The following is a 21,221-nucleotide window of genomic DNA, read 5'->3' on the forward strand; positions in this document are numbered from 1 at the left end:
CGGACCTTCAGATGTCGAGGTCCTCGACGTCGGGGACCGTGAGCGCTGTCATCGTGGCTTGGACCAGCTCTGGCGGTAACTCGTTCGCCATCGCCGCAGTATCGGGGAAGACCGACAGAGATCGTTGACCTGACCGCCACCAGTCTTCCGACCACGTCCTTGGGTTGTTCCATACGGGGGCGTCCTCGTGTGGTGAGATGAAGAGTCGCCAGTTCGGACCCTCGCGCTGGTAGACCGCGATCTGTCCTCCGGAGGTCGCATACACGCGGTAGGTGATCGAGCGCGAACCGTCCTGACTCTCGAACCGCAAGAGCTGACGCCCCGTAAAACGCTTCACCGTGATCACCGGGCCATCGCTGACGTCGACTTCGACTTCGCCCATCTTCTCCGCTCCTCGCTCCTGCTCTCGTGCTGCGACGAACAACCGCAGGCCTGAAGCCACTGCGGCAGAGAGCCCCCCGGCAAGTTCCGCCGCCCGGTCGAATAGCGCCGCATCGTCAGCAGACACATACACGTTCCGAGTAGCCATGCGCATAAGTATGCGCACATCTTGGAGCCGAGTCAACCGGCCATCTCGATCGCACGACGCTCTTTAGCAACACGGCCTAGGCGCGGAGGTACAGCGAGAATGTTGCATCCGGGGGCGGGCAGCCAGTTGCTCTCGCGCTCTGCCCCGGGCGGGGTGTGACCGACGTAAATGGTCAGGGAACCGTCGTCGCTGTACACGAGTGTCACGACGACAGGCTGTTCGTCGAGCGAGAAGAATCCGAGCCCGTACACGACGTCCTGGTTCGGGCAGGCGATGAACCGCTCGGCGGGCTCGATGTAGTCGTTCAGCATCGAGATCTGACCAACCGGCGACGCGGGCAGCACTCCACCCAGACGTCCGGGCTCCGGTGCCGCGCCCAGCCGGCTGCGACGGTTCATCATGTTCACCATCGGGTAGCCCCACACATACGTGAGCTGCGCCACCGTCGACAGGAACGACGGCTCGAACGCCGAACTCCCGCTCGGAACCGCCACGCCTTCAGGCCCTACTGCGCTCATCCCACTGCTCCCATCCCTACCGAACCGCTCAGCCGCATCGGCACCAACGTAGCCAGCAGCGTCGGGCGCAACCAGAGTCTTTAGCAACACGCCCTAGGCACTGTGCGCATCCTGTGGGTCCTCTAACGCGCACGGCTGGTGCGCCGATAGTGCCCCTGTGACGGCTCACCCGGAGCCGAGACCAGGATTCGCGCCCATGATCGTCGTCACCCGATTGAACGACACCCAGTTCGCGGTCAACCCGGATCTGATCGAGCGCATCCACGCCAGCCCCGATACGACTCTCGTGATGGTGGACGGTGCCAAGTTCATCGTCACCGAGTCGATGGCGGAGGTCATCGAGAAGATCGCCGCCTACCGGGCCCGCGTGATCGCGCTGGCTCACGACCTGCCCGCAGCCGGACCCCGACCGGTGCCCTCCCCCGCGGAGCAGCAGGAGGGCCTGCGGGCCGTCCCGCTGCACGCACGCAAGAAGTAGCGAGGAAGAACCCCCATGGATCCGGCAACCATCATCGGCATCGTCCTGGCGTTCGGCTCCGTCGTCGCCATGGTGACGCTGGAGGGCGGGCACCTCACGGCCCTCCTGCTGCCCGCCCCGATGGTGCTGGTGTTCGGGGCGACCATCGCCGTCGGCATCGCCAGCGGCACGATCAAGGACTTCCTCAGCGCGGTGAAGGCGTTGCCGAGCGCGTTCCGCGGCAAGATCGACCCGCCGCAGCAGGTCATTGACGAGGTCGTGCGCCTCGCCGAGACCGCGCGCTCCAACGGCCTGCTCGCGATGGAGCAGGAGGCCGAGAACGTCAGCGACCCCTTCCTGAAGGGCGCCCTGCAGAACATCGCCGACGGCACCGACGGCGACGAGTTGCGCATCCTGCTCGAGGACGAGATCGCGACGCGCTCCACGCAGAGCCGCGTCGCCGCCAAGTTCTTCTCGTCGATGGGCGGTTACGCGCCGACCATCGGCATCATCGGCACGGTCGTCTCGCTGACGCACGTGCTCGAGAACCTCGACGACCCCGGCCACCTCGGCCCGATGATCGCCAGCGCGTTCGTCGCCACCCTCTGGGGCCTGCTGTCCGCCAACTTCCTGTGGCTCCCGATCGGCGCCCGGCTGCGGAGGCTCTCCGAGCTCGACGTGCAGCGCATGAACCTGCTGATGGAGGGTGTTCTCGCGGTGCAGGCCGGCAGCCAGCCGCGCCTCCTCGGCGAGCGCCTGCGCGCGATGGTGCCGGGCGGCGCGGATGCCAAGGCCGAGAAGGCGGCGAAGCCCGCGAAGACGTCGGCCAAGGCCCCCGCCGAAGAAGCGGCCTGACGTGTCCGCCCGTCGCCGGCGCAAGCAGGAGGAGCCGGAGGAGCACGAGAACGAAGAGCGCTGGATGGCCTCTTACATGGACATGGTCACCGTGCTGATGTGCATGTTCATCGTGCTCTTCGCGATGTCGACCGTCGACCAGAAGAAGTTCGAAGCGCTGAAGAACTCGCTGGCGACCGGCTTCGGTCAGGTGAAGACCGAGAAGATCGACACGGCGAGCGGTGTCGTCGTCCCGCCCGCGCAGGTCGACCAGAAGGGCGACACCACCGACCTCCAGCTCGCCAGGCAGGAGGCGCAGAACCTGGAGCGCATCCGCGACGCGATCCAGGGGGCGCTGACCCGCGACGGGCTGCAGGATGCCGTGCAGATGAAGATCGACGAGCGCGGCCTCACCATCGGCCTGGTCGGCAGCTCCACGTTCTTCGACTCCAACCACGCCGAGTTGAGCCCCACCGCGATCCGCGTTCTGGACGACATCGGCCCGGTCATCGCCCCGGAGGCGTACCAGGTCTCGGTGGAGGGTCACGCCGACATGCGCCAGCCGGGTGCTCCGTACCCGACGAACTGGGAGCTCTCCGCGGGACGCGCGACGAGCGTGCTGCGCCACCTCGTGGAGTCCAACGGTTTTCCTGCCGAGCGCATCGCGGCCGTCAGCTACGGCTCGGCGCGCCCGCTCGCCACCGCGACCAGCGCCTCCGACCAGGATCTCGCTGTGAACCGCCGCGTGGATGTCGTGGTGCTGTCGTCGCAACCCGAGCGCATCCGGGAGCTGCTCCCCCAGGCTCTGCAGCCGGGCACCGCTCCAGCGGGGACGACGACGTCGGGCGGGTGACCGCGGCGTTGAGGCGCCCGGCGACGCGGTAGCGTACAATTTCCTGTACGCCAGGAGGACACCATGAAGACGCTCAGCTATTCGGAGTCGCGCGCGCACTATGCCGCTACGCTCGACGCCGTGCTCGACGACCGCGAGGAGGTCGTCATCACCCGCGCCGGGCGGGAGCCTGTGGTGATGGTCGCGCTCGAGGACTACGAGTCGCTCAAGGAGACCGCCTACCTGCTGCGTAGCCCGGCCAACGCGCGCCGCCTGATCGAGTCGATCGAACGTCTCGATGACGGCGAAGGCACCCCGCACGATCTGCTCGAATGAAGCTGATCTGGGACCAGAACGCCTGGGAGGACTACCTCTACTGGCAGGCGCAGGACCGTCGCGTAGTGAAGCGCATCAACCAGCTCCTGGTGGACATCCTGCGCAACGGCAATACCGGGATCGGCAAGCCCGAGGCGCTCAAGCACGGGTTCCAGGGGTTCTGGTCGCGGCGCATCACGGATGAGCATCGGCTCGTCTACAAGGTGACGGAGGATGCGGTGCTGATCGCCCAGTGTCGGTACCACTACGCCCCGTGAGAGCGACTGCGCCCCTCCCGGCCCCTATCGCAGCCGCGCCGGGCGCACCCGTACCGGGGCGAGCCAGGCGGCCACGATCACCGCGGTGAGGGCACCGGTGCACATGATCGCGGCGAGCACGACGACCTGGAAGCGGCCGGCCTCGAGCGGCGAGACCCCGCCGAAGATCGCGCCGACGAAGGCGCCGGGCAGCGTGACGAGTCCGGTGGTCTTGGTCTGGTCCACGGAGGGGATGAGGGCGGAGTAGACCGCCGCGCGGGCCTGCTCGAGCGTCGACTGGCGCGGGGTCGCGCCCAGGGCGAGCCAGCCCTCCACCTCGTCCCAGTGGTCGTCGACGGTCTCGGTGAAGCGGCGGCCGGCGAGGGTGGCGATGCTCATGGCGTTCCCGATCACGATGCCGCCGATCGCGAGCGCGTAGCGGGCGCTGAGCTCGATGGCGCCGATGGCGAAGACGACGACCAGGGTCGTGCCGACGCCGATCGCCATCGCCGCCGCCATCATCCCGGCGTGCTCGGCGCTCCACCCGACGCGGTGCGTCGCGGTCGCCGCGGCGACGCCGAACATCACCAGCAGGGCGAGGGACACCCAGAGCGGGCTGGTGATCACCCCGGAGAGGATCACGCTGATCACGGCGAGCTGTGCTGCGCCCCGCACGATCGCGAGCACCGGTGCCCAGCGGTGCGGCACGCGGTAGAGGGCGAGCACGGCCGTCGCGATGAGCGCGAGCACGGCGAGGCCCAGGAGGGTGGGGGCGAGCTCGCGGACGATCGGCACGAGCCGAGCCTATGCGGCCGCCGGACCGCCCGCCCGCGCGAACGATCCCGGGGTGACCCCGAGCGTGCGGCGGAAGTGCCGCGTCAGGTGCGCCTGGTCGTGGAACCCGGCGAGCGCGGCCGAGTCCGCGGGCGTCCGCCCCTCGAGCAGGAGTCGACGCGCGAGGTCGACGCGACGCCCGGTCACGTAGCGGTGGGGCGCGATGCCATAGGCGTGCGAGAACGCCCGGACGAGGTGGCTGGGATGCGCGCCGAGGGCCTCCCCCGCCTCCGCGAGCGTGAACGTCTCGGTCAGCCGATCGTCGAGGAGGGTGCGCAGCCGGCGGGCGAGCGGGGCATCCGGGGTGGCGGCCGGCGCGGCGCCGAGGTGGCCGAGCAAGCCGTGACGCAAGGCGAGCATCCAGTGCTCGGCGGCGAGCTGGTCGCCGGGCGAGCCCAGAGCGGCGTGGATGCGGCGGACGGCGGCGACCCCGGTGCGCGCGACGACCGTGGGGCGGCCGACCGCGGCGGACGGCGCGTGCGGCGGGAGCCAGTCCGGCTCCAGGTAGAGCACGCGCTTGCGGTATCCGTTGTCGCGGATCGCGGAGTGCCCGTCGTGCGGGATCCCAGGCGGCAGGAGGGCGATCGACTCGGGCGCGGCGCGGTGCTCGGAGCCGCCGAGCGAGAAGTCGACCGCCCCCGCGTCGATGAGGAGGACGGTCCAGGCGTCGTGGGTGTGGGCGGGGTAGGCATGGTCGAAATCGGCGTGGAGCACCTCCCGCACGTGCGGCACCGCCGGATGCCAGGCGCGCACGGACTCGACCATGCAAGGAATGTACAAGACGACGGTGTGGGGGCGGGCGGAGGCTGGACGCATGTCCTCCGCCGCTGCCGCCACCCCCGCCGTCCGGTTCGACACCAAGATCGTCGTGCTGCTGTCCGACGATCTCGCCGCCTGGCAGGAGCTCAACGTCACCGCCTTCCTGATCAGCGGGATCGCGACCAGCGCCCCCGACCTCGTCGGTGAGCCCTACCGCGACGGCGACGGCGCGGAGTACCTCCCGATGCTGCGTCAGCCGGTCGTCGTGATGACCGGCGACGCCGAGGTGCTCGCGGCCGCCCGGGGCCGCGCCGCCTCCCGCGACGTCACGCCCGCCGTCTACACGCGCGACCTCTTCGCCACCGGGCACGACGAGGCGAACCGGGAGGCCGTCGCCGCGGTCGCCTCCGACGCCCTCGACCTGGTGGGGATCGCCGTCCGCGGGCCGCGCAACACCGTCGACCGCATCGTGAAGGGCGCTCGCCTGCACGGATGAAGACTCCTCCTGACATTCTCCGTCCCCTCGCCTACCGCGCGAGTTAGGGGGCGCGAAACGCTGGGAATCCGCCTCTCCGGCTGGGATCGGGGTGCGCTCTTCTGCCAGATTTGACGGGCGAAGGGGAGTAGCTCAGCATCCGGTTCCGGGTGCGCGGCACGTCGACATACTGGCTCGCGAAGACGCGGCCCGGCGTGCCTCCCAGCTCTTGGGCGAGCGAGACCTTCGGTCATCAGCACACGATGGCCGGGCCCCTCCGTCGTACCTGCCCGGTCGTCACGATCGGAAGGCCCCACATGAGCACGCGAACGACCGGACTCGCCCGACGCCTGGTGATCCCGCTCGGGATCGTCGGACTGGTCGCGGCGCAAGGCGTCGCCCTGCGCCTCAGCGGGATCGAGCCCGCGCCCGTCGTCGGAATCGTCATGTTCGGCTTGGCGATCGTCGCCGCCGCGTTCGCCCTGGCGTGGGCGGGCGAGGCGGCCGAGGTCGACATCTCCGGCGGGCTCGCCGTCGGCCTGCTCGCGATCATCGCGATCCTGCCCGAGTACGCGATCGACCTCTACTTCGCGTTCACCGCGGGCAGCGACCCGAGCCAAGCGCAGTACGCCGCTGCCAACATGACCGGATCGAACCGGTTGCTGCTCGGCTTCGGCTGGCCGTTCATCCTGCTGGTGGCCTTCCTGGTCTACCGGGCGGCGCGCGCACGCAAGCGCCCGGTCGACCCGGATGTCTCCCGCCGGCCCTTCGCCGTGCGCCTCCCCGGCGACAACCGGGTGGAGCTCGGCCTGCTGATGATCGCCTCGGTCCTCACCCTGACCATCCCGCTCACCGGCCAGATCCACGTCCTCCTGGGCGTCGTGCTCCTCGCCCTGTTCGTCTACTACCTGTGGAAGATCTCCACCGGCGAGAGCGAGGAACCCGAGCTGGTCGGCGTCCCGGCCGCGATCGGCGGACTGTCGACGATCGCCCGGCGCACCACGGTGATCGCGATCTTCGCGCTGTCGGCCGCGGTCATCCTGCTGCTCGCCGAGCCGTTCGCGCACAGCCTCATCCAGGGCGGTCGCGCCGCGGGCATCGACGACTTCCTGCTCGTGCAGTGGCTCGCGCCGCTCGCCTCGGAGGCGCCGGAGTTCGTCATCGCGATCATCTTCGCGATGCGCGGCAAGGCGGCGATGGGCGTGGGAATCCTGCTCGCGAGCAAGGTCAACCAGTGGACCGCTCTGGTGGGGACGCTGCCGATCGCCCACGCCCTGGGCGGCGGAGGCTGGGCCCTGCCGATGGACGGCCGCCAGGTGGAGGAGTTCGTCCTGACCGCCACACAGACGCTGCTCGGTGTGGCGATGCTGCTCAGCCTGCGGTTCTCGGGCCGCTGGGCGACCGCGCTGTTCGTGCTGTTCGCCGCGACGTTCGTCTTCACGGGCACCGAGGCCCGCTGGATCGTGTCGGGCGTCTATGCCGTTCTGGCCGTGGCGCTCTTCGCTCTCCAGTGGCGTCGTCTGTGGCCGACGCTGCGGGCCCCGTTCCGGCGGGCGCTCCCGGAGGATGACGACGATGCCGGTGTCGACGCACGCGGCAGCCGTCAGGCGGCCACCGCCGACGGCCCACGGCGGGTCTGAGGAAGGCGGGGGCCGCGCATCCGACAACCCCCCGGTCGGGATGCGCGACCCCACGCGGCATCCCGGGTGGATTTTCAGCCGAATGCCGTCCGGGACACGGTGGGCAGGCCCGTCGGGCCGCTCCTACCCAAGAAGTGTCCGCACCCGCAGGATCGTCTCAAAACTACTTTTCGAGGTCGTCCGCGGTGCTGTCATCAAGCGGGGAGGACGCGGACGATCCGTTCGAGTCCTGCGAAGTCGGCCGTGTTGTGCGTGATGACGACCGCGTCGTGCGCGCGCGCCGTCGCGGCGATCATCAAATCGGCTATCCGACCGCGCGGCGAGCGCCCCGCGGCGTGGACGGCCTCGACGACCCGGCCGAAGTAATCGGCAGCGGTGTCGTCGAAGGGCAGGCCTCGGCCGAACGTACGCCGGATCTCGAGCAGGTGCAGCCGACGTTCGGCCAACACCGTCGGCGCGACGTCGGGGTTCACGAGCCCCTGTTCGAGTTCGGCATAGCTGATGGATGAGACGGCGATCTCCGTGATCTCTGGCGGTACTGCTCGCAGGCCGGTGATCAGCACGTTGGTGTCGACGACCGCCCTCATCCCCACGGGTCCCGGAGGTCTTGGGAGGCGCGCTGCTCGGAGAGCTCCTCGGCCCAGCCGATCGCATCCGAGCTCGAGAGCGCGGCGAGCGCTCGTTCCACCGGCACCCACGCTCCGTCGGTGTGCGGCACCACGTCGGCGATCGGATGACCGTGGCTCGTGACGACGTACGACTCTCCGTTCTGTACGTCGGCCAGCATCCGCGTCGGGTTCTGGCGGAGCTGCCCGACCGTGATGTTTCGCTCCGGGCGTTCCATCGTGGCTGTCATGCCTCCATCCTACGCGACCGTAGACATATATCTACGCAGACCGCTCACAGAGCGAAGCTCGAAGTTCACCACGTTGCGGCGATTCCGGTCGGAATGACCGCAACGTCGTGAACCTCAGCGACGGAGAGGTCAGCGACGGAGAGGTCAGCGACGGAGAGGTCAGCGCTTCAGGTTCGTGAGCTCCTGCAGCACCTCGTCGGAGGTGGTGATGATGCGGGCGTTCGCCTGGAAGCCGCGCTGCGCGACGATCAGGTTGGTGAACTCCTGGGACAGGTCGACGTTCGACATCTCGAGAGAGCCGCCCTGGATGTTGCCGAGGCCGTCCTCCCCGGGGCCGCCGATCTGGGCAGCTCCCGAGTTGATGGTGGCGCGGTAGGTGGAGCCGCCGGCCTTCTCGAGGCCGCCCGGGTTGACGAAGGTCGCAAGGGCGATGCGGGCGACGGCCTGCTTGTCACCGTTGGAGAAGAGGCCGATGATCGTGCCGTCCTTCGAGAGCGTGAACGACTCGAGGGTGCCGGCGGCGCGGCCGTTCTGGTCCTTGAAGGCCACGGTCGAGAGTCCGGAGTAGCCGGTCACCGTGCTGAGGTTGACGTTGACGCCGCCGACGGTGAGCGCGCCTCCCGTCGCCAGGACGCCGTTGTTGAACGTCATCGCGCCGGTCGTGGTGGCGGTGCCGTCGGTGCCGGAGACGTCCCACCCGGTGGCCGACTTGGTGAAGGTGAGGGTGAGCTTGCGCTCCGTCCCGTTCGCGTCGTAGACGGAGATGTCGCGCACGAGCTGGTCGCCGGTCACCGCGTCCGAGGGGAGGTTGCCGTTGACGTTCGCGGCGGTGGTCGCGGAGGCCGGGGTGACGGCCTTCAGCGGAATGGTGATGTCGCTGAGCGCACCACCCTGCTGGATGACACCGTTGACCGCGTTGTAGCCCTGCAGGATCGCGCCGCCGGGGCCGACCAGGCGGCCGAGGGCGTCCGGGTCGAAGGAGCCGGCGCGCGTGTAGACGGTCTCGCCGCCGACGTTGGTGACGAAGAAGCCGTCGCCGTTGATCATCATGTCGGTCGCGCGGCCGGTCGCCTGTGCCGCACCCTGGGTGAAGTTGGTGGAGATGCCGGCGACGAGCACACCCAGTCCGATCTGCGCCGGGTTGGTGCCGCCGGTCTGCGCCTGCGGGCCGCCCGCACCCTGGACGAGCTGCGAGAGCGTGTCCTGGAACTGCACAGCGGACGACTTGAAGGCGGTGGTGTTGACGTTGGCGATGTTGTTGCCTGTGACGTCGAGCATGGTCTGGTGCGACCGGAGGCCGGAGATTCCGGAGTAGAGAGAGCGGAGCATGACGCTGCCTTTCTGTGGATGCTGCGGGGCGGAGAGTCGGAGGTGTTCAGGAGGCGGCGGACGTCGGGGCGACCACACCCAGAATCGCGTCGAGGTTGATCTTCGCGTCGCCGACGGTGACGATCGGCACCGACCCCGCGTACGAGACGGAGCCGGCGACGCCGGTCCGGGTGTCGCCGTTCTTGTCGAGGTAGCTGACCGTGTGCCCGATGAGCTGGGCCGCGGCGGAGCGCATCTGCAGGGCGAAGCCCTCCTGGCTCGTGGTGTCCATGTTGGTGAGCTTCTCCATCACGGCCAGCTGGGTGGTCTGCGAGATCATCTGGTTGGTGTCCATCGGCGAGCTCGGGTCCTGGTTGCGCAGCTGGGTCACCAGCAGTTGCATGAACGCCTCGCCGTCGAGTGTCTGCTTGGGCGTGCGCGTGGGCGCGGTGGTGTAGATCCCGCTCGTGGTTGCGGTGTCGGTTCCGGTGACGGCGTCGACCACGGTGGCTCCCTTCTGGTGGCGGATGGTTCGGTTCGGGGTTCAGACGATCAGGTCGATCGAGTGGGCGAAGCCGTCGGGCGGAGCGCCGGTCGCGATCGCCGCCGAGAGCTGGTCGGCTGCGGCGCGGGTGCGGCCGGGCGATTCCGTCTGCGTGGCCGGGCCGCCGCGCAGGCCGTCGCGCGGCGAGGAGTCCTGCTGCGGCGGCGGCTGGTTCTGGGACGACAGGTCGAGCGACCCGCTGAGTCCCGCGCCGGTCAGGTCGCGGCGCAGGTCGGGCAGGATGGCCCGCACTGCGTCGCGTCCCGCGTCGGTCGGCGCGAAGAGCTCCACCCGTACGCCCTCCGCGCCGACGTGGGCGCGGACGGTGACCGGCCCGAGCGTGTCGGGGGTCACGTGCACGGTCATGACGTGTTCGCCCTTGCCCGCCGCGGCGAGGGTGAACACGGGCCGCGCGAGTTGCGCGTCGAGTGTCTGTGCCGGGGCGTGCGGGGCGGGGGTCGGTGCCGGAGCGGCCGGAGCGGCGGCGGAAGGCTGCGGTGCGGCCACGGGAGGGGCGACCGTCGGTGTCGTGGTGACGGGGGCGGGCGAGGCAGCCGCCGGTGCGGGTTGCGGGTCGGCACCGCGCGCGGTCTCGGTCCCCGGGCGCGCAGCCGGCTCGGCGGACACGGCGGGCTGGACCCCCTCGCCGGCACGGGCTCCCGCGACGACGGCGGCGGCCGCCGGGGTCCCGGCCGGTCCGGCGCCGGGGCCGGTGCCCGCGTTCGTCACCGGTGTCGCGATGGTGGGCGCAGGCGTGCTCGGGGACGCTGCTGCAGCGGCGCTCGGTGCGCCGGACAGCTGGGGGGTGGACAGCTGGTCGCTCGGCAGCTGGGCGCTGGACAGCTCGCCGGAGCGCCCGGGCGCGTCCGCAGTCGGTCCGTGTGCCGCCCGCGCTTCCGGAACCGCGGACGACAGCGCGCCGGCGGCCGGGGACGTCGCCGCGGCGAGATCACGAGTCGACGACACCGCGCCCGACGCGGCGAGCACCTGTGCCCCGGCCGGGGCGGTGCTCGGGGCGGCCTCGCCGGTGGCCCCCGCAGCGCTGCCCCCGATCTCGACGGCGGTCGTCGCGCCGCTCGCCGCGTCCGCGGCGACGGCAGGCGACGCGACCGGCGCCGGCACAGCCGGGATCAGCGCCACGCCCGCGCCGATCGGCGACGGGGCCGCGAGGCCGTCCGTCGCCGCCCGGGTCGAGGACGCTGCGCTCGAGGACGCCGCGCCCGATGAGGCCGTGGCCGGCTCGGCGGCAGACCCCGTCGTGGCGCCGACGTCGCCGGAGTGTGCGGTCGCGGACGCCGCTCCCTCGGTCGGCCCTCCCGCGCGCGCCGATGCGCGCCCGGCGGGGCGATGCTGGGCGGCACGGGCCTCGTGCGACGGACGCGCCTCCCGCGTGCCGGCGGCATCCCGCGACCCCGCGGCGTCGCGCGCACCTCGACCGGCGTCCCGCGCAGAAGCACCGCTGAGGAGCGCGGCGAACGCGTCGCCGCCGGCCGTGCCTGAGCGGGCGGACGTGGCACCCGGGGCTCCCGGAGCACTCCCCGCCGCCATCGGCGCCGACCCCACCGCCGCGGGGCTCACAGCGAGCCTCCCTGCAGCATGGAGGTGAAGAGCGAGCGCAGCGCGTCCGTCTGAGCAATGGAGAGCGACGACGCGGATGACGCGGCCGTGCTCGTCTGCGGCACCACCCGGCGGATCGTGACGATGTCGGAGTCGCTGAGCCAGTTGTCGACCAGGCTGACGTTGCGGCCCTCGCTCGGCGCGTGGATGACCTTGCCGTCGCCCGCGTAGATCACGATGTGCTCGCCGCCGTTGCAGACGATGATGTCGCCGGGCTGGGCCTGCGCGAGCGAGGGCACCTCGGTACCCACCGTCGACTGACCGGAGACCAGGCGCGGGACGTCGATGCCGAGGTCTTTGAAGACGCGCTGCACCAGGCCGGAGCAGTCGAGGCCGGAGGCGGAGGTGCCGCCGAAGACATACGGGACGCCGAGGTACTTCTTTGCGTCGGCGACCACGTCTGCACCGGTCACTCCCCCGCTCGAGGTGGTGGCGTCGGTCGTGGCGCCCGTGCCGCCGAGGGCCTGCGTGAGGGCGGAGGCGAAGTCGGTCGCGCCGCTCGACGAGCGGGTGGAGGCGACGGGTGTCGCCGTCCCCGTCGTGACGCTGTCGAGCTGCACGAGCGTCGCCTGGATCTGCGCGATCCGTCCGATCGCGTCCGTCACCGTCATGACCCGTTCCCCCGTCCGTCGGCGGACCGGTCGCGCTGCCAGGCGCCGGTCGCGATCTCGTCGATGGCCGCCTGCTCCGCACCGAGATCGCTGGCGACGACCTCCGCCGCGTGGCGCGCCTCCAGCTTCTCCAGGCCGACGGCCCGCTTCTTCGCCTCGGTGAACGCCTCCTGCGCCGCCGCGGCGTCGGCCTCCGCCTGGGCGGCGAGCGCGGTCAGGTCGGCGAGCATGCTGCGGCTGGACGCACGGGCGGCGGCGAGCGCGAACAGCGTGCTCGCGTCGGTCGCCTCGACGGGGACGGCGTGCAGGGCGGCGATCGCACGCACCTGTCGCTCCCCCGCATCGCGTCGCAGCGCGTTGGCCGCCGCGAGGTCGCTCGCGGCGTGGTCCTTCTCGATCTGCCGCAGGCGCAGCAGTCCGGCCAGCTGGAACGTGCGTGCCATCACACCCCTCCCATCGTCGCGACGAGCGCGCCGAGGCGTGCCCAGGACTCCGCCGACGGCGCCGGCTCGCCGATGCTCTGCCGGAGGAACGCGTTGATGGCGTCCTCGTTCGCGACCGCGGCATCGACCCGCGGGTTCGTGCCCGGCTTGTAGGCGCCGACATCGAGCAGATCCTGCGCGGCCACTTTGGCGGCGAGCACGGCACGGAGCGCGGTCGCGGCGGCGCGCTGCTCGGGCGTGGTGACACGCGAGGCCAGCCGCGAGATGGAGCCGAGCACGTCGACCGACGGAAAATGGCCGACGACCGAGAGCCGGCGGTCGAGCACGACGTGACCGTCGAGGATGCTGCGGGCGGAGTCGGCGATCGGCTCGTTGTGGTCGTCGCCGTCGACGAGCACGGTGTAGAGCCCGGTGATCGAGCCGGTCTCGCCGGTCCCCGCGCGCTCGAGGAGCTGGGCCAGCAGCGAGAATGTCGAGGGCGGGTAGCCGCGCGTGGCCGGAGGCTCGCCCGCCGAGAGGCCGATCTCGCGCTGCGCCATCGCCACGCGGGTGAGCGAGTCCATCATGAGCACCACGTCGGCGCCCTGGTCGCGGAACGACTCCGCGATACGGGTGGCTGCGAATGCGGCGCGCAGGCGCATCACCGCCGGCTCGTCGGACGTGGCGACCACCACGATCGAGCGGGCGACCCCATCCGCGCCGAGGTCGTCCTCGAGGAACTCGCGCACCTCGCGGCCGCGCTCCCCCACCAGCGCGATGACCGAGATATCGGCCTCCGTGCCGCGCGCGATCATCGACAGCAGGGACGACTTGCCGACACCGGACCCCGCGAACAGCCCGAGACGCTGACCGCGGCCGGCGCTCACCATGGTGTCGAGCACACGCACGCCGAGGCCCAGCGGGTTCAGGATGCGCGCACGGCGCATCGCGTCGGGCGCGCGGTTGTCGAGCGGCACGAACCCGTCGGGCTCGACGGGGCCTTTGCCGTCGATGGGACGGCCGAGCGCGTCGATCACGCGGCCGAGCATCCCGCGGCCCGTCGGGACGAGCAGCGGCGTGCGTACCGCGCGCGCCGGCGCCCCTGCGGCGATGCCCGTCACGCGGCCGTAAGGCATCACGCGCACCGAGTCCGCGGTCGTCGCGACCACCTCGGCGTGCACGCCGGGAACCTCCCCGATGGTCACCAGGTCGCCGATCGCCGCGGCGACACCCTCGACCTCGGCGCCCAGGCCGATGACCGTCTTCACCCGGCCGACGCGTTCGGGCGCGGCCTCGCGCACGGCCCGGGCCCAGCGCGGCAGCGTCGCGGTCACGAGAGCGCCTCCCTCGCGCGGGCGAGCGCGGTCGCCACACGCGCGTCGAGCCAGCCCGCCGGCAGTTCGCCGATCGCGTCGCCGGGCGCGAGCGCGGGATCCGCCACGAGCCGCGGCGCCGCAGCGGGCCCGGTCGTCGCGCCCCCCGCTCCCGCGTCCGCCTCCGTCAGGAGCGCCAGGTCCTCCGGGTTCAGTCGCACGACGGCCACCGCTCCGACGGTCTCGCCCGCCAGCGCGCGGCTCACGGCGGCACGCGCGGCCGACACCCGGTCGGCCAGCGCCTCCCCCACCACCGCGGAGGCCAACTCGAAAGCGGCCTCGACCAGCACATCCTCGACCTCGGCGAGCACCGGCACGGTGGCGTCGCCCAGCTCGACGGCCGCGGCACGCAGCGCCTGAGCGAGCACCGCGACCCGCCGCGCGGCACGCTCCTCCTGCTCGGCACGCGACCGCTCCGCCGCCTCCTGCCACGCGCGCTGCTCCTCGGCGGCCGCCCTGCGCCCGTCCGCGTAGCCGGTCGCGTAGCCGCGGGAGCGCGCCGACGTCAGCGCGGCATGCTCCTGCTCGGTCTCCGTGAGCACGGGGATCGCGAGCGGTTCGAAGGCGGTCTCAGTCGACATACGCGTCCTCGTCGCCGCGCTGCACGGTGATCGCACCGGTCGCCTCCAGATCGCGGATGGCACGCACGACCGCGGCACGTGCCTCCTCGACCTGGGAGAGGCGGACCGGTCCGAGTATCCGCACCTCGTCGGCGAGCACCTCGCGGTTGCGCTCCGAGAGGTTGGCCGTGATGATCTCCTCGACCGCCGGCGCCGCCCCCTTCATCGCCACGGCGAGCACGGCGACGTCCACACCGCGCAGCACCTGCTGCACGTCACGGGCCTCCAGGCGCACGATGTCGTCGAAAGTGAGCATGCGCGAGCGCACCTCTTCGGCCAGCTCGGGATCGCGGCGCTCCAGCGCCTCCAGCAGCGCCTTCTCGGTGCTCGCGTCGGAGCGGTTGATGATGTCGACGAGGGGCTGCACTCCCCCGACCGCGTCGCTGGCGGTGCGGGCGGCGACGACCGCGCTCGCCCGCTGCTTGAGCGTGTCCGCGACGACCCGCACCGCATCCGGGCTCGGCGAGCCCATCGTCGCGATCGCGTGCGCGACCTCGGTGCGGGCCTCGTCGCCGAGGCCGCTCAGCACGCGGGAGGCGTGGTCCGCGCGCAGGTGCGCGAGCACGAGGGCGCTGGTCTGCGGCAGCTCCCCCGCCAGCAGCATCTGCACCTGGCCGGGCTCCACGGTGTCGAGGAACTCGAACTGCTTGCCCGCCATGTTCGACGCCACACGGTTCATCACTCCCGTGGCTCGCTCGGCGCCGAAGGAGGCCTCCAGCAGCCCGACCGCGATCTCGCGGCCGCCGCGCGTGGAGACGGCGCCGCGCGTCGCGAGGTCGTGGAACTCGGTCATCGCCTTCTCGGCGACCCCCGGGTCCACGCGGCGCAGTCGCAGGATCTCCGCGGTGATCTCGTCGGCCTCCTCGTCGGAGAACTGCTTCATCACCTGGGCCGCGCGCTGCTGATCCATGTTCATCAGCACGACGGCGACCTTCTGCGGGCCGGTCAGCGGTGTCTTCGCGTCGGTCATACGGCCGCCCGATCATCCATCAGGCTGCGCAGGTACTCCGCGGTCTTCTGCGGATCGCGCTCGGCGAGCGCCTCGATCTCGGAGCGTCGACGCTCCGCCTCCAGCTCGGGGCCGTCCGGGTCCGGAGCGTCGAGCTGCATCGGCACGGTCGGAGCGGCCTGCTCGAGCGGGAGAGGGAACGGCGAGGCCTCGAACGCCACCGACTCCTCCTCGAGCTCGCTCTGCTCCGCGGCCTTGCGACGGCCGCGGCGCACGAGGGCGAACACGATGATCAGAGCGGCCAGCACGGCCGCGGCGATGATGGAGGTGCGGATGACGCCGGTCAGCTGGTCGGCGGCGGCCGCGTCCTTCGCCTCCTGCAGGGCCTTGGCCCCCTCGGTGGCGCCCGCCTTGCTGAACGGCACCATCTCGACGCTCACGGAGTCGCCCCGCTTGGTGTCGATGCCGGCCGCGGCATTCACCAGGTTGCGGATCTCGTTGGGACTGACGCTGCCGACGGCGTCGGAGTTGAGCGCGACGGAGACGGTCTGCCGGTTGATCGCGCCGGCCGGGATGGTGCGCTGCTCGGTCACCTTGTCGACCGCGTTGTCCTTGGTCGACGACTCGGAGTTGAAGGTGCCGTTGCCGTTGGTCCCGTTGGGAACGGCGATGTTGTCGGGCCCGAGCACACCCGCGGCGCTTCCGCCGGAGCCCGTGTACGTCTCCTTCTGGCTGGTCTCGCTGAGCGACGGCGCATCGGTCGGCGCGGTGTACGACTCCTCGGTGCGCTGCGCGGACTCCTTGCTCACATCGGCGGCGACCGCGACGGTGGCGTTGCCCGGGCCGACGACCTTGTCGAGCATGTCCTGCACGGCGTTCTTCACCCGCGTCTCGTAGTCGCCGGCCTGCTTGTCCGCTCCCCCGACGGCACCGGTGCCCACGGCGCTCAGCACCGTGCCGTTCGCATCCACGACCGCGACGTCGGTCGGCTGCATGCCGGTCACGGCGGCGCTGGTCAGGTGGACGATCGCCTGCACCTGGTCCTGGCTGAGGGTGACGCCGTTCCGGGTCTCGACGAAGACGGAGGCGGTCGGGTCCTTCTTCTCTGCCGCGAAGACGGTGTCCTCCGGGATCGCGAGCCGCACCGACGCCGTCTTGACGCCTTTCATCGCGCCGATGGTGTTGGCGAGCTCGCCCTCCATCGCGCGCTTGTACGTCACGGACTGCTGGAACTCCGACGAGGTGACACCCATCTTGTCGAGCAGCGAGTACCCGCCGGTGGTCGACGACGGCAGCCCCGCCGAGGCCGCCTTGAGCCGTTCGTCGTAGACGCTCTGCTGCGGCACGAGGATGGTCGAGCCGCCGTCGGTCAGCTGGTACTGCACGCCGTCGGTGCGCAGCTGGTCGACGATCGCCGAGGCGTCGGACGACTGCAGTCCCGAGAACAGCGGCGTGTACGTCGGCTGCGACGCCCACAGCGCGATGCCGGTGACACCCAGGGTCAGCACGGCGACGCCGATGATCGCGATCACCCGCTGGGCGATCGAGAACCCACGGACCGTGTCGCCGAGTCTCCGGAAGAAGCTCGTCACCTGCTGGGGCATCAGGCCTGCATCCGCATGATCTCGTTGAACGCGTCGACGGCCTTGTTGCGCACGCCGGCGACGAGCTCCAGGGTCACCTGGGCGCGGGAGGAGGCGATGGTGGCGTCATGGATGTCGTCCAGGTTGCCCGTGACGGCCTGGATGGCGAGCTTGTCGCTGGTCCCCTGGAGCGATTGGAGGTTGTCGATCGCTCCCGAGAGCGCGTCGCCGAAGGCCGCTCCCCCGCTCGCGGTCGTACCGGCCGCAGCCGCGGCGGAGGTGGTGCCGCCGACCGAGCCGACGGCGGAGATCGCAGAGATGGGCATCAGTTCTTTCCGATCTGCAGGGCGGCCTGGTAGGTCTCTTTGGCGCGGTCCACCACGGCGGCGTTCGCCTGGTAGCCGCGCTGAGCCATGATGAGCGCCCCCATCTGCTCCGAGAGGTCGATGTCGGGGTAGCGGACGTACCCCTCGGCGTCCGCCACTGGATTGTCGGGCTCGTAGACCATGCGCCCCTCCGCGCTGCCGTAGGCCGCTCCGGCCACGTACGCCCCCGAGACCCCCTGCCCCTCCTGCGCCACGATGTAGCGGGCCTGGAAAGCGGCGCCGTCCGTCGGCTTGGCGGTGTTGATGTTGGCCAGGTTGTCCGAGACGGCGTCCAGCCACTTGCGGTGCAGGGTGAGACCCGTGCCCGCGATCCCGATCGCGTCGAATGTCATCGCCGGTGCTCCCGTCAGCTCGTCCGCAGTGCGGAGCGGATCGCCGTGAACTGGTTGCCCGCCGCCTGGGAGGCGAACTGGAACCGCAGGACCGTGTCCACGTTCGAGAGAGTCTCGGTGTCGAGGTTGACGTTGTTGCCGTCGAGCCGCGTCGGCTCGAGCGAGCGCGCCGTCGTCGCGGTGGTGTGCCCGTCGCCCTCGGCCACCGAGCGGGCGAGGGCGTCTTCGAACGAGACCCGCTCGGCCGTGTAGCCGGGGGTGTTGACGTTGGCGATGTTGTTCGCGATCGCCCGCTGCCGCGCGGCGAGGCCGTCGAGGGCGCTCGTCAGGGCGGCACTGGTCACGGATTCGAGCACAGCTGCACTCCATCGGGGTCGGGGCGGCGCATCCGTGGCCTGGTGGGTGAGCTATCCGTGCTCAGCCTGCTCTATCGGCCGTTCCAAGCGGCTCGTTAGCGACGTCCGCGCAATTGCCCACAGCCTGCGGATCGCGGTGTGGAAAGAGTGGATTTCCGGGTCCCGAAAGCGGTATACCCACAGCTTCATCCACAACTGGAACGAGGGTGTGAATTACACGGATGTGGTTTCGAAGGGATGTTCGACGCGAGCGAAATTGCCAGGTTTTTGCTGATCAGTTGCGATTTTTGTTTCCTGTGTGTGGTGAGTGTCCACACATCTCGCGCGTGTCCTCCACACGTTTCGCACCTCCATCCACCACTTCTCCCCAGAGTTATCCACAGGTGGACAACGTGGGCGGAGCAGGGGAAGGTGAACGCGTCGGTCCACCCCCGCGCGGTGAACGGCCCATGAATGCCCGACGGACGGCGAGGACACGCCCGAGAGGGCGCCTGACGCCCGGATCCAGGTCTGCTCATATGAGCAAATCGGGCCGCTCCGATCAGCCGAGCAGGTCGAAGTAGACCGGCCGCGGACCATCTTCGGCCCGGGGGACGGACTTCACCGCGGCGAGGTGCTTCGCGGTCGTCTGCCGCACGTCCTCGAGATGGCGGATGGTGTGGTGCTGGGCCTCCAGCAGCCGCGCCGCACGATCGTGCAGCGCCGCCGGGAGCGGCCCGAGCGCGATCGGCGGGCGCCACGGAACGGGGTCCGCCCCAGCGAGGGCGCTGTGCAGCTCGCCCTCCATACGCTCGAGTGCCGCCGTCCACGGGCCCAGTGACTCCGCGGAGTCCAGGGCCTCGGAGGAGTCCAGGATCTCCGGGGAGCCGGTCCCCTCGGCAGCGCCCTCCGCGTCAGGCGACACCGAGGTCGCTCCCGCCGGCACCGGCGTTCACGGCCGGGATGGACGCGGCGGCCTCGTGCCAGGCCTGGCGGAGCGGCTCCACGAGCTCGATCGCCTCGCGCACCTTCGCCGCATCGCGCTCGATGGTCACGTCGACGATCAGCTCGGCGAGATACGCGTAGAGCTGCAGGAGGCCGTCCGCGCCGCTCCACAGCTCGACGCGCAGGCTGGAGGCGAGCTCCGCGACGATCTGGTCGGCGTGGCGGAGGTTCTCCCACGCGATCGGCCAGTTGTCCGGGCCCAGGGCGTTCTCCGCACGGGTCAGGTCGAGCACCAGACGGTCGTACAGCATCGTCAGGAGGCGGGCGGGGCTCGCGGAGAGCACGCTGTCCCGGTTGTAGGCGGAGAGCTTGGCGGCGGCGGAGTTCAGGAGGGTCATGAGGAGCTCGATGAGAGGGAGGAGAGCTGGCCGGTCAGCCAATTGGACTGGGACTGCAGCTTCTGGAGCTGCACCTCGAGGTTGGCGTACGTCTTCTCGAGGCTGGAGCGGCGATCGGCCAGGCGCGTGTCCCAGTCGGTGATCTGGGTGTTGAGGCTCTTGACCGTGGACTGCTCGCCCGTGATCTTCGTGGTGATCGTGCCGTCGTACTTGTCGCTGGCAGCGGTGGCGGCGTCGGCGACCCGTTGCGCGATCGCAGCGACCGCCGCTTTCGTCTTCTCGGGATCGGCAGCGAGCGCCGTCGCGAACTTGTCCGCGTCGAACGACATGTTGCCGTCACTGGTGATCGAGATACCGTAGGTGGAGGGCGAGACGCCGTCGATCGGGGCCGAGGCTGCGTCGAGAAGCTTCTGGTTCGTATCCCGCACGGTGGAGTCGCCCGTGAAGGTGCCCGCGGTGACCACGGTGCCGCCCGCGGTGTCGGTGCTGGTCGTGACCTCCTGCTTCGTCGCGATGTACGAGAGGATGTCGTTCAAGCTTGTGACCAAGGATTTCGCTACATCGGAGATGGCCTGGTCGTTGCGCGCCACCGTGAGGGTGACCGGGGTGCTCGACGCGGCGGTGACGGTGATCGAGACACCGGGGAGCACATCCGCGAAGGTGTTGGTGAACGAGGTGACCGTCTGGGCGGCGCCCGTTCCGCTCCAGAGGGTGAGCTGCGCGTCCTGCGCCTGCCGCACCTGTGCCGCTCCCGGCTCCGTGAGCAGGTCGGTGGCGGTGCCGGCGGTCACATCGGCGGTCGAGCCTCGGTAGGCGGTGAAGGCGCCCTCGGCGCCGGTCTTGGTGGAGCTCAGCTGGAGGCGGTAGAGCTGCTCGCCGGTCGAGGGGTCGAGCCCGGCGGCGACGCGGGTGGCGGTCACGCCGACTCCGGCCTTGTTGATCGCCGCGGCGACGTCGGCCAGCGACGAGCTCGTGGCCGTGACCTGCTTCATCGTCCCGTCGGCGGCCACGAACGTGAGGACCGGCGGCTGGTCGGGCCACTGTGTGAGCGGGCCCGTGACGGAGACCTGCGACTGGGCGACCTTGTCGACGGTGAAGTCGATGGTGCCGTCCACCGCACCCGCCCCCGCGGTCGCGGTGACGGCGGTCGAGCTCGACGTGGCCGTGTGGAGGTCGGAGGTGGCGGGCTTCGCGGTCTTCGTCGCGAGGTCTGCGAGGGCGGCCACCTTGGTGTTCAGCGCCTGCATCGCCGTGATGTAGGTGGTGGAGGTGGTGACCTTGTTCTTCAGCAGCGTCTGCGGAACAGCCTCCGCCTGCATCAGCTGATTGATCAGATCGGTGGTCTGCAGACCGCTGATGAGACCGTCGACGGCCAAACCCATCGGTGCTCCCTCCCTGGTGGACGGCTGGTGCGGGTGATGCTGCTGGTGGTGCTCGGCGGATCAGGTGCTGCGGTGAGCCGGCCGGGATGCGCTCTTGAGCGTCGCATCCC

At 70.8% G+C, this 21,221-nt stretch carries 28 protein-coding genes; 7 read left to right on the plus strand and 21 right to left on the minus strand.

The genetic code is table 11. The features are described 5' to 3' along the window. Positions 1-7: 7 nt before the first annotated feature. On the minus strand, positions 8-382 hold the full coding sequence (locus IT072_RS20070) for an EXLDI protein (protein WP_223358599.1): 375 nt from the start codon (positions 380-382) through the stop codon (positions 8-10). A 179-nt stretch (positions 383-561) separates the two neighbouring features. Further along, positions 562-972 carry a DUF1214 domain-containing protein gene (locus IT072_RS20075; RefSeq protein WP_223358600.1) on the minus strand — a complete coding sequence of 137 codons (411 nt, stop codon included), beginning with the start codon at positions 970-972 and terminating at the stop codon, positions 562-564. A gap of 271 nt (positions 973-1,243) precedes the next feature. Between IT072_RS20075 and IT072_RS20080 the strand changes: the two genes are divergently transcribed. The 5 genes from IT072_RS20080 (at position 1,244) to IT072_RS20100 (ending at position 3,763) form a co-directional block, all read left to right on the plus strand. Further along, positions 1,244-1,525 carry a flagellar FlbD family protein gene (locus IT072_RS20080; RefSeq protein ID WP_223358601.1) on the plus strand — a complete coding sequence of 94 codons (282 nt, stop codon included), beginning with the start codon at positions 1,244-1,246 and terminating at the stop codon, positions 1,523-1,525. Between the two features lie 15 nt (positions 1,526-1,540). Beyond that, positions 1,541-2,359 carry a motility protein A gene (locus IT072_RS20085; protein ID WP_223358602.1) on the plus strand — a complete coding sequence of 273 codons (819 nt, stop codon included), beginning with the start codon at positions 1,541-1,543 and terminating at the stop codon, positions 2,357-2,359. 1 nt (position 2,360) lies between these two features. After that, on the plus strand, positions 2,361-3,191 hold the full coding sequence (locus tag IT072_RS20090) for an OmpA/MotB family protein (RefSeq protein WP_223358603.1): 831 nt from the start codon (positions 2,361-2,363) through the stop codon (positions 3,189-3,191). Positions 3,192-3,254: 63 nt separating this feature from the next. Continuing rightward, positions 3,255-3,506 (plus strand): type II toxin-antitoxin system Phd/YefM family antitoxin, encoded by a 252-nt coding sequence (locus IT072_RS20095; RefSeq protein WP_223358604.1) that lies wholly within the window; start codon positions 3,255-3,257, stop codon positions 3,504-3,506. Further along, a complete protein-coding gene (locus tag IT072_RS20100) occupies positions 3,503-3,763 on the plus strand; it encodes a Txe/YoeB family addiction module toxin (RefSeq protein ID WP_223358605.1) in 261 nt (86 codons plus the stop codon). Before IT072_RS20095 ends, IT072_RS20100 begins: the two co-directional genes overlap by 4 nt. 24 nt (positions 3,764-3,787) lie before the next feature. Here IT072_RS20100 and IT072_RS20105 read toward each other — a convergent pair whose 3' ends face one another. Both IT072_RS20105 and IT072_RS20110 read right to left on the minus strand, forming a co-directional pair. After that, positions 3,788-4,537: an ABC transporter permease gene (locus tag IT072_RS20105; protein ID WP_223358606.1), complete on the minus strand. Its 750-nt coding sequence runs from the start codon at positions 4,535-4,537 to the stop codon at positions 3,788-3,790. 9 nt (positions 4,538-4,546) lie between these two features. Next, a complete protein-coding gene (locus tag IT072_RS20110; RefSeq protein ID WP_223358607.1) occupies positions 4,547-5,341 on the minus strand; it encodes a helix-turn-helix transcriptional regulator in 795 nt (264 codons plus the stop codon). A gap of 49 nt (positions 5,342-5,390) precedes the next feature. On the opposite strand from IT072_RS20110, the gene IT072_RS20115 reads away from it, so the two are divergent. Together IT072_RS20115 and IT072_RS20120 are read left to right on the plus strand one after the other, a co-directional pair. After that, the gene (locus tag IT072_RS20115) at positions 5,391-5,831 is read left to right on the plus strand and encodes a DUF2000 family protein (protein WP_223358608.1); all 441 of its coding nucleotides are present in this window, start codon (positions 5,391-5,393) and stop codon (positions 5,829-5,831) included. 296 nt (positions 5,832-6,127) lie between these two features. Then, entirely contained in the window at positions 6,128-7,450 is a 1,323-nt protein-coding gene (locus IT072_RS20120) for a sodium:proton exchanger (RefSeq protein WP_223358609.1), read from the plus strand. 194 nt (positions 7,451-7,644) lie between these two features. Here IT072_RS20120 and IT072_RS20125 read toward each other — a convergent pair whose 3' ends face one another. The 17 genes from IT072_RS20125 to fliD all read right to left on the minus strand — a co-directional run bounded on the left by IT072_RS20125 (position 7,645) and on the right by fliD (position 21,111). After that, positions 7,645-8,037 (minus strand): PIN domain-containing protein, encoded by a 393-nt coding sequence (locus IT072_RS20125; RefSeq protein ID WP_223358610.1) that lies wholly within the window; start codon positions 8,035-8,037, stop codon positions 7,645-7,647. Continuing rightward, positions 8,034-8,306, minus strand: a complete 273-nt coding sequence (locus IT072_RS20130) for a type II toxin-antitoxin system Phd/YefM family antitoxin (protein WP_223358611.1) — start codon at positions 8,304-8,306, stop codon at positions 8,034-8,036. The genes IT072_RS20125 and IT072_RS20130 overlap by 4 nt, the downstream gene beginning before the upstream one ends. Before the next feature lie 159 nt (positions 8,307-8,465). Then, positions 8,466-9,635 (minus strand): flagellar hook protein FlgE, encoded by a 1,170-nt coding sequence (locus IT072_RS20135; RefSeq protein WP_223358612.1) that lies wholly within the window; start codon positions 9,633-9,635, stop codon positions 8,466-8,468. Between the two features lie 46 nt (positions 9,636-9,681). Further along, positions 9,682-10,119 (minus strand): flagellar hook capping FlgD N-terminal domain-containing protein, encoded by a 438-nt coding sequence (locus tag IT072_RS20140; RefSeq protein ID WP_223358613.1) that lies wholly within the window; start codon positions 10,117-10,119, stop codon positions 9,682-9,684. A gap of 39 nt (positions 10,120-10,158) precedes the next feature. Further along, a complete protein-coding gene (locus IT072_RS20145) occupies positions 10,159-11,736 on the minus strand; it encodes a flagellar hook-length control protein FliK (protein WP_223358614.1) in 1,578 nt (525 codons plus the stop codon). After that, positions 11,733-12,386: a C40 family peptidase gene (locus IT072_RS20150; protein WP_223358615.1), complete on the minus strand. Its 654-nt coding sequence runs from the start codon at positions 12,384-12,386 to the stop codon at positions 11,733-11,735. Before IT072_RS20150 ends, IT072_RS20145 begins: the two co-directional genes overlap by 4 nt. Further along, on the minus strand, positions 12,383-12,829 hold the full coding sequence (locus IT072_RS20155) for a hypothetical protein (RefSeq protein ID WP_223358616.1): 447 nt from the start codon (positions 12,827-12,829) through the stop codon (positions 12,383-12,385). Before IT072_RS20155 ends, IT072_RS20150 begins: the two co-directional genes overlap by 4 nt. Beyond that, positions 12,829-14,142: a FliI/YscN family ATPase gene (locus IT072_RS20160; RefSeq protein ID WP_223358617.1), complete on the minus strand. Its 1,314-nt coding sequence runs from the start codon at positions 14,140-14,142 to the stop codon at positions 12,829-12,831. Before IT072_RS20160 ends, IT072_RS20155 begins: the two co-directional genes overlap by 1 nt. Next, complete coding sequence (locus IT072_RS20165; protein ID WP_223358618.1) at positions 14,139-14,762, minus strand: FliH/SctL family protein; 624 nt, start codon at positions 14,760-14,762, stop codon at positions 14,139-14,141. Before IT072_RS20165 ends, IT072_RS20160 begins: the two co-directional genes overlap by 4 nt. Next, the gene (gene fliG, locus IT072_RS20170) at positions 14,752-15,771 is read right to left on the minus strand and encodes a flagellar motor switch protein FliG (protein WP_223358619.1); all 1,020 of its coding nucleotides are present in this window, start codon (positions 15,769-15,771) and stop codon (positions 14,752-14,754) included. The genes IT072_RS20165 and fliG overlap by 11 nt, the downstream gene beginning before the upstream one ends. Further along, complete coding sequence (gene fliF, locus IT072_RS20175) at positions 15,768-17,354, minus strand: flagellar basal-body MS-ring/collar protein FliF (protein WP_223358620.1); 1,587 nt, start codon at positions 17,352-17,354, stop codon at positions 15,768-15,770. Before fliF ends, fliG begins: the two co-directional genes overlap by 4 nt. After that, on the minus strand, positions 17,354-17,659 hold the full coding sequence (gene fliE / locus IT072_RS20180) for a flagellar hook-basal body complex protein FliE (protein ID WP_223358621.1): 306 nt from the start codon (positions 17,657-17,659) through the stop codon (positions 17,354-17,356). The genes fliF and fliE overlap by 1 nt, the downstream gene beginning before the upstream one ends. Further along, positions 17,659-18,051, minus strand: coding sequence for a flagellar basal body rod protein FlgC (locus tag IT072_RS20185; protein WP_223358622.1), 393 nt, complete (start codon positions 18,049-18,051; stop codon positions 17,659-17,661). Before IT072_RS20185 ends, fliE begins: the two co-directional genes overlap by 1 nt. Before the next feature lie 14 nt (positions 18,052-18,065). Then, positions 18,066-18,407 carry a flagellar basal body rod protein FlgB gene (locus IT072_RS20190; RefSeq protein WP_223358623.1) on the minus strand — a complete coding sequence of 114 codons (342 nt, stop codon included), beginning with the start codon at positions 18,405-18,407 and terminating at the stop codon, positions 18,066-18,068. Positions 18,408-18,948: 541 nt separating this feature from the next. Further along, positions 18,949-19,311 carry a hypothetical protein gene (locus IT072_RS20195; RefSeq protein WP_223358624.1) on the minus strand — a complete coding sequence of 121 codons (363 nt, stop codon included), beginning with the start codon at positions 19,309-19,311 and terminating at the stop codon, positions 18,949-18,951. Then, on the minus strand, positions 19,301-19,729 hold the full coding sequence (gene fliS, locus IT072_RS20200) for a flagellar export chaperone FliS (RefSeq protein WP_223358625.1): 429 nt from the start codon (positions 19,727-19,729) through the stop codon (positions 19,301-19,303). Before fliS ends, IT072_RS20195 begins: the two co-directional genes overlap by 11 nt. Continuing rightward, the gene (gene fliD, locus IT072_RS20205; protein WP_223358626.1) at positions 19,726-21,111 is read right to left on the minus strand and encodes a flagellar filament capping protein FliD; all 1,386 of its coding nucleotides are present in this window, start codon (positions 21,109-21,111) and stop codon (positions 19,726-19,728) included. The genes fliS and fliD overlap by 4 nt, the downstream gene beginning before the upstream one ends. Positions 21,112-21,221 lie beyond the last annotated feature (110 nt).

Origin of the sequence: Leifsonia sp. ZF2019, assembly GCF_019924635.1 — a bacterium.
Classification (GTDB): domain Bacteria; phylum Actinomycetota; class Actinomycetes; order Actinomycetales; family Microbacteriaceae; genus Leifsonia.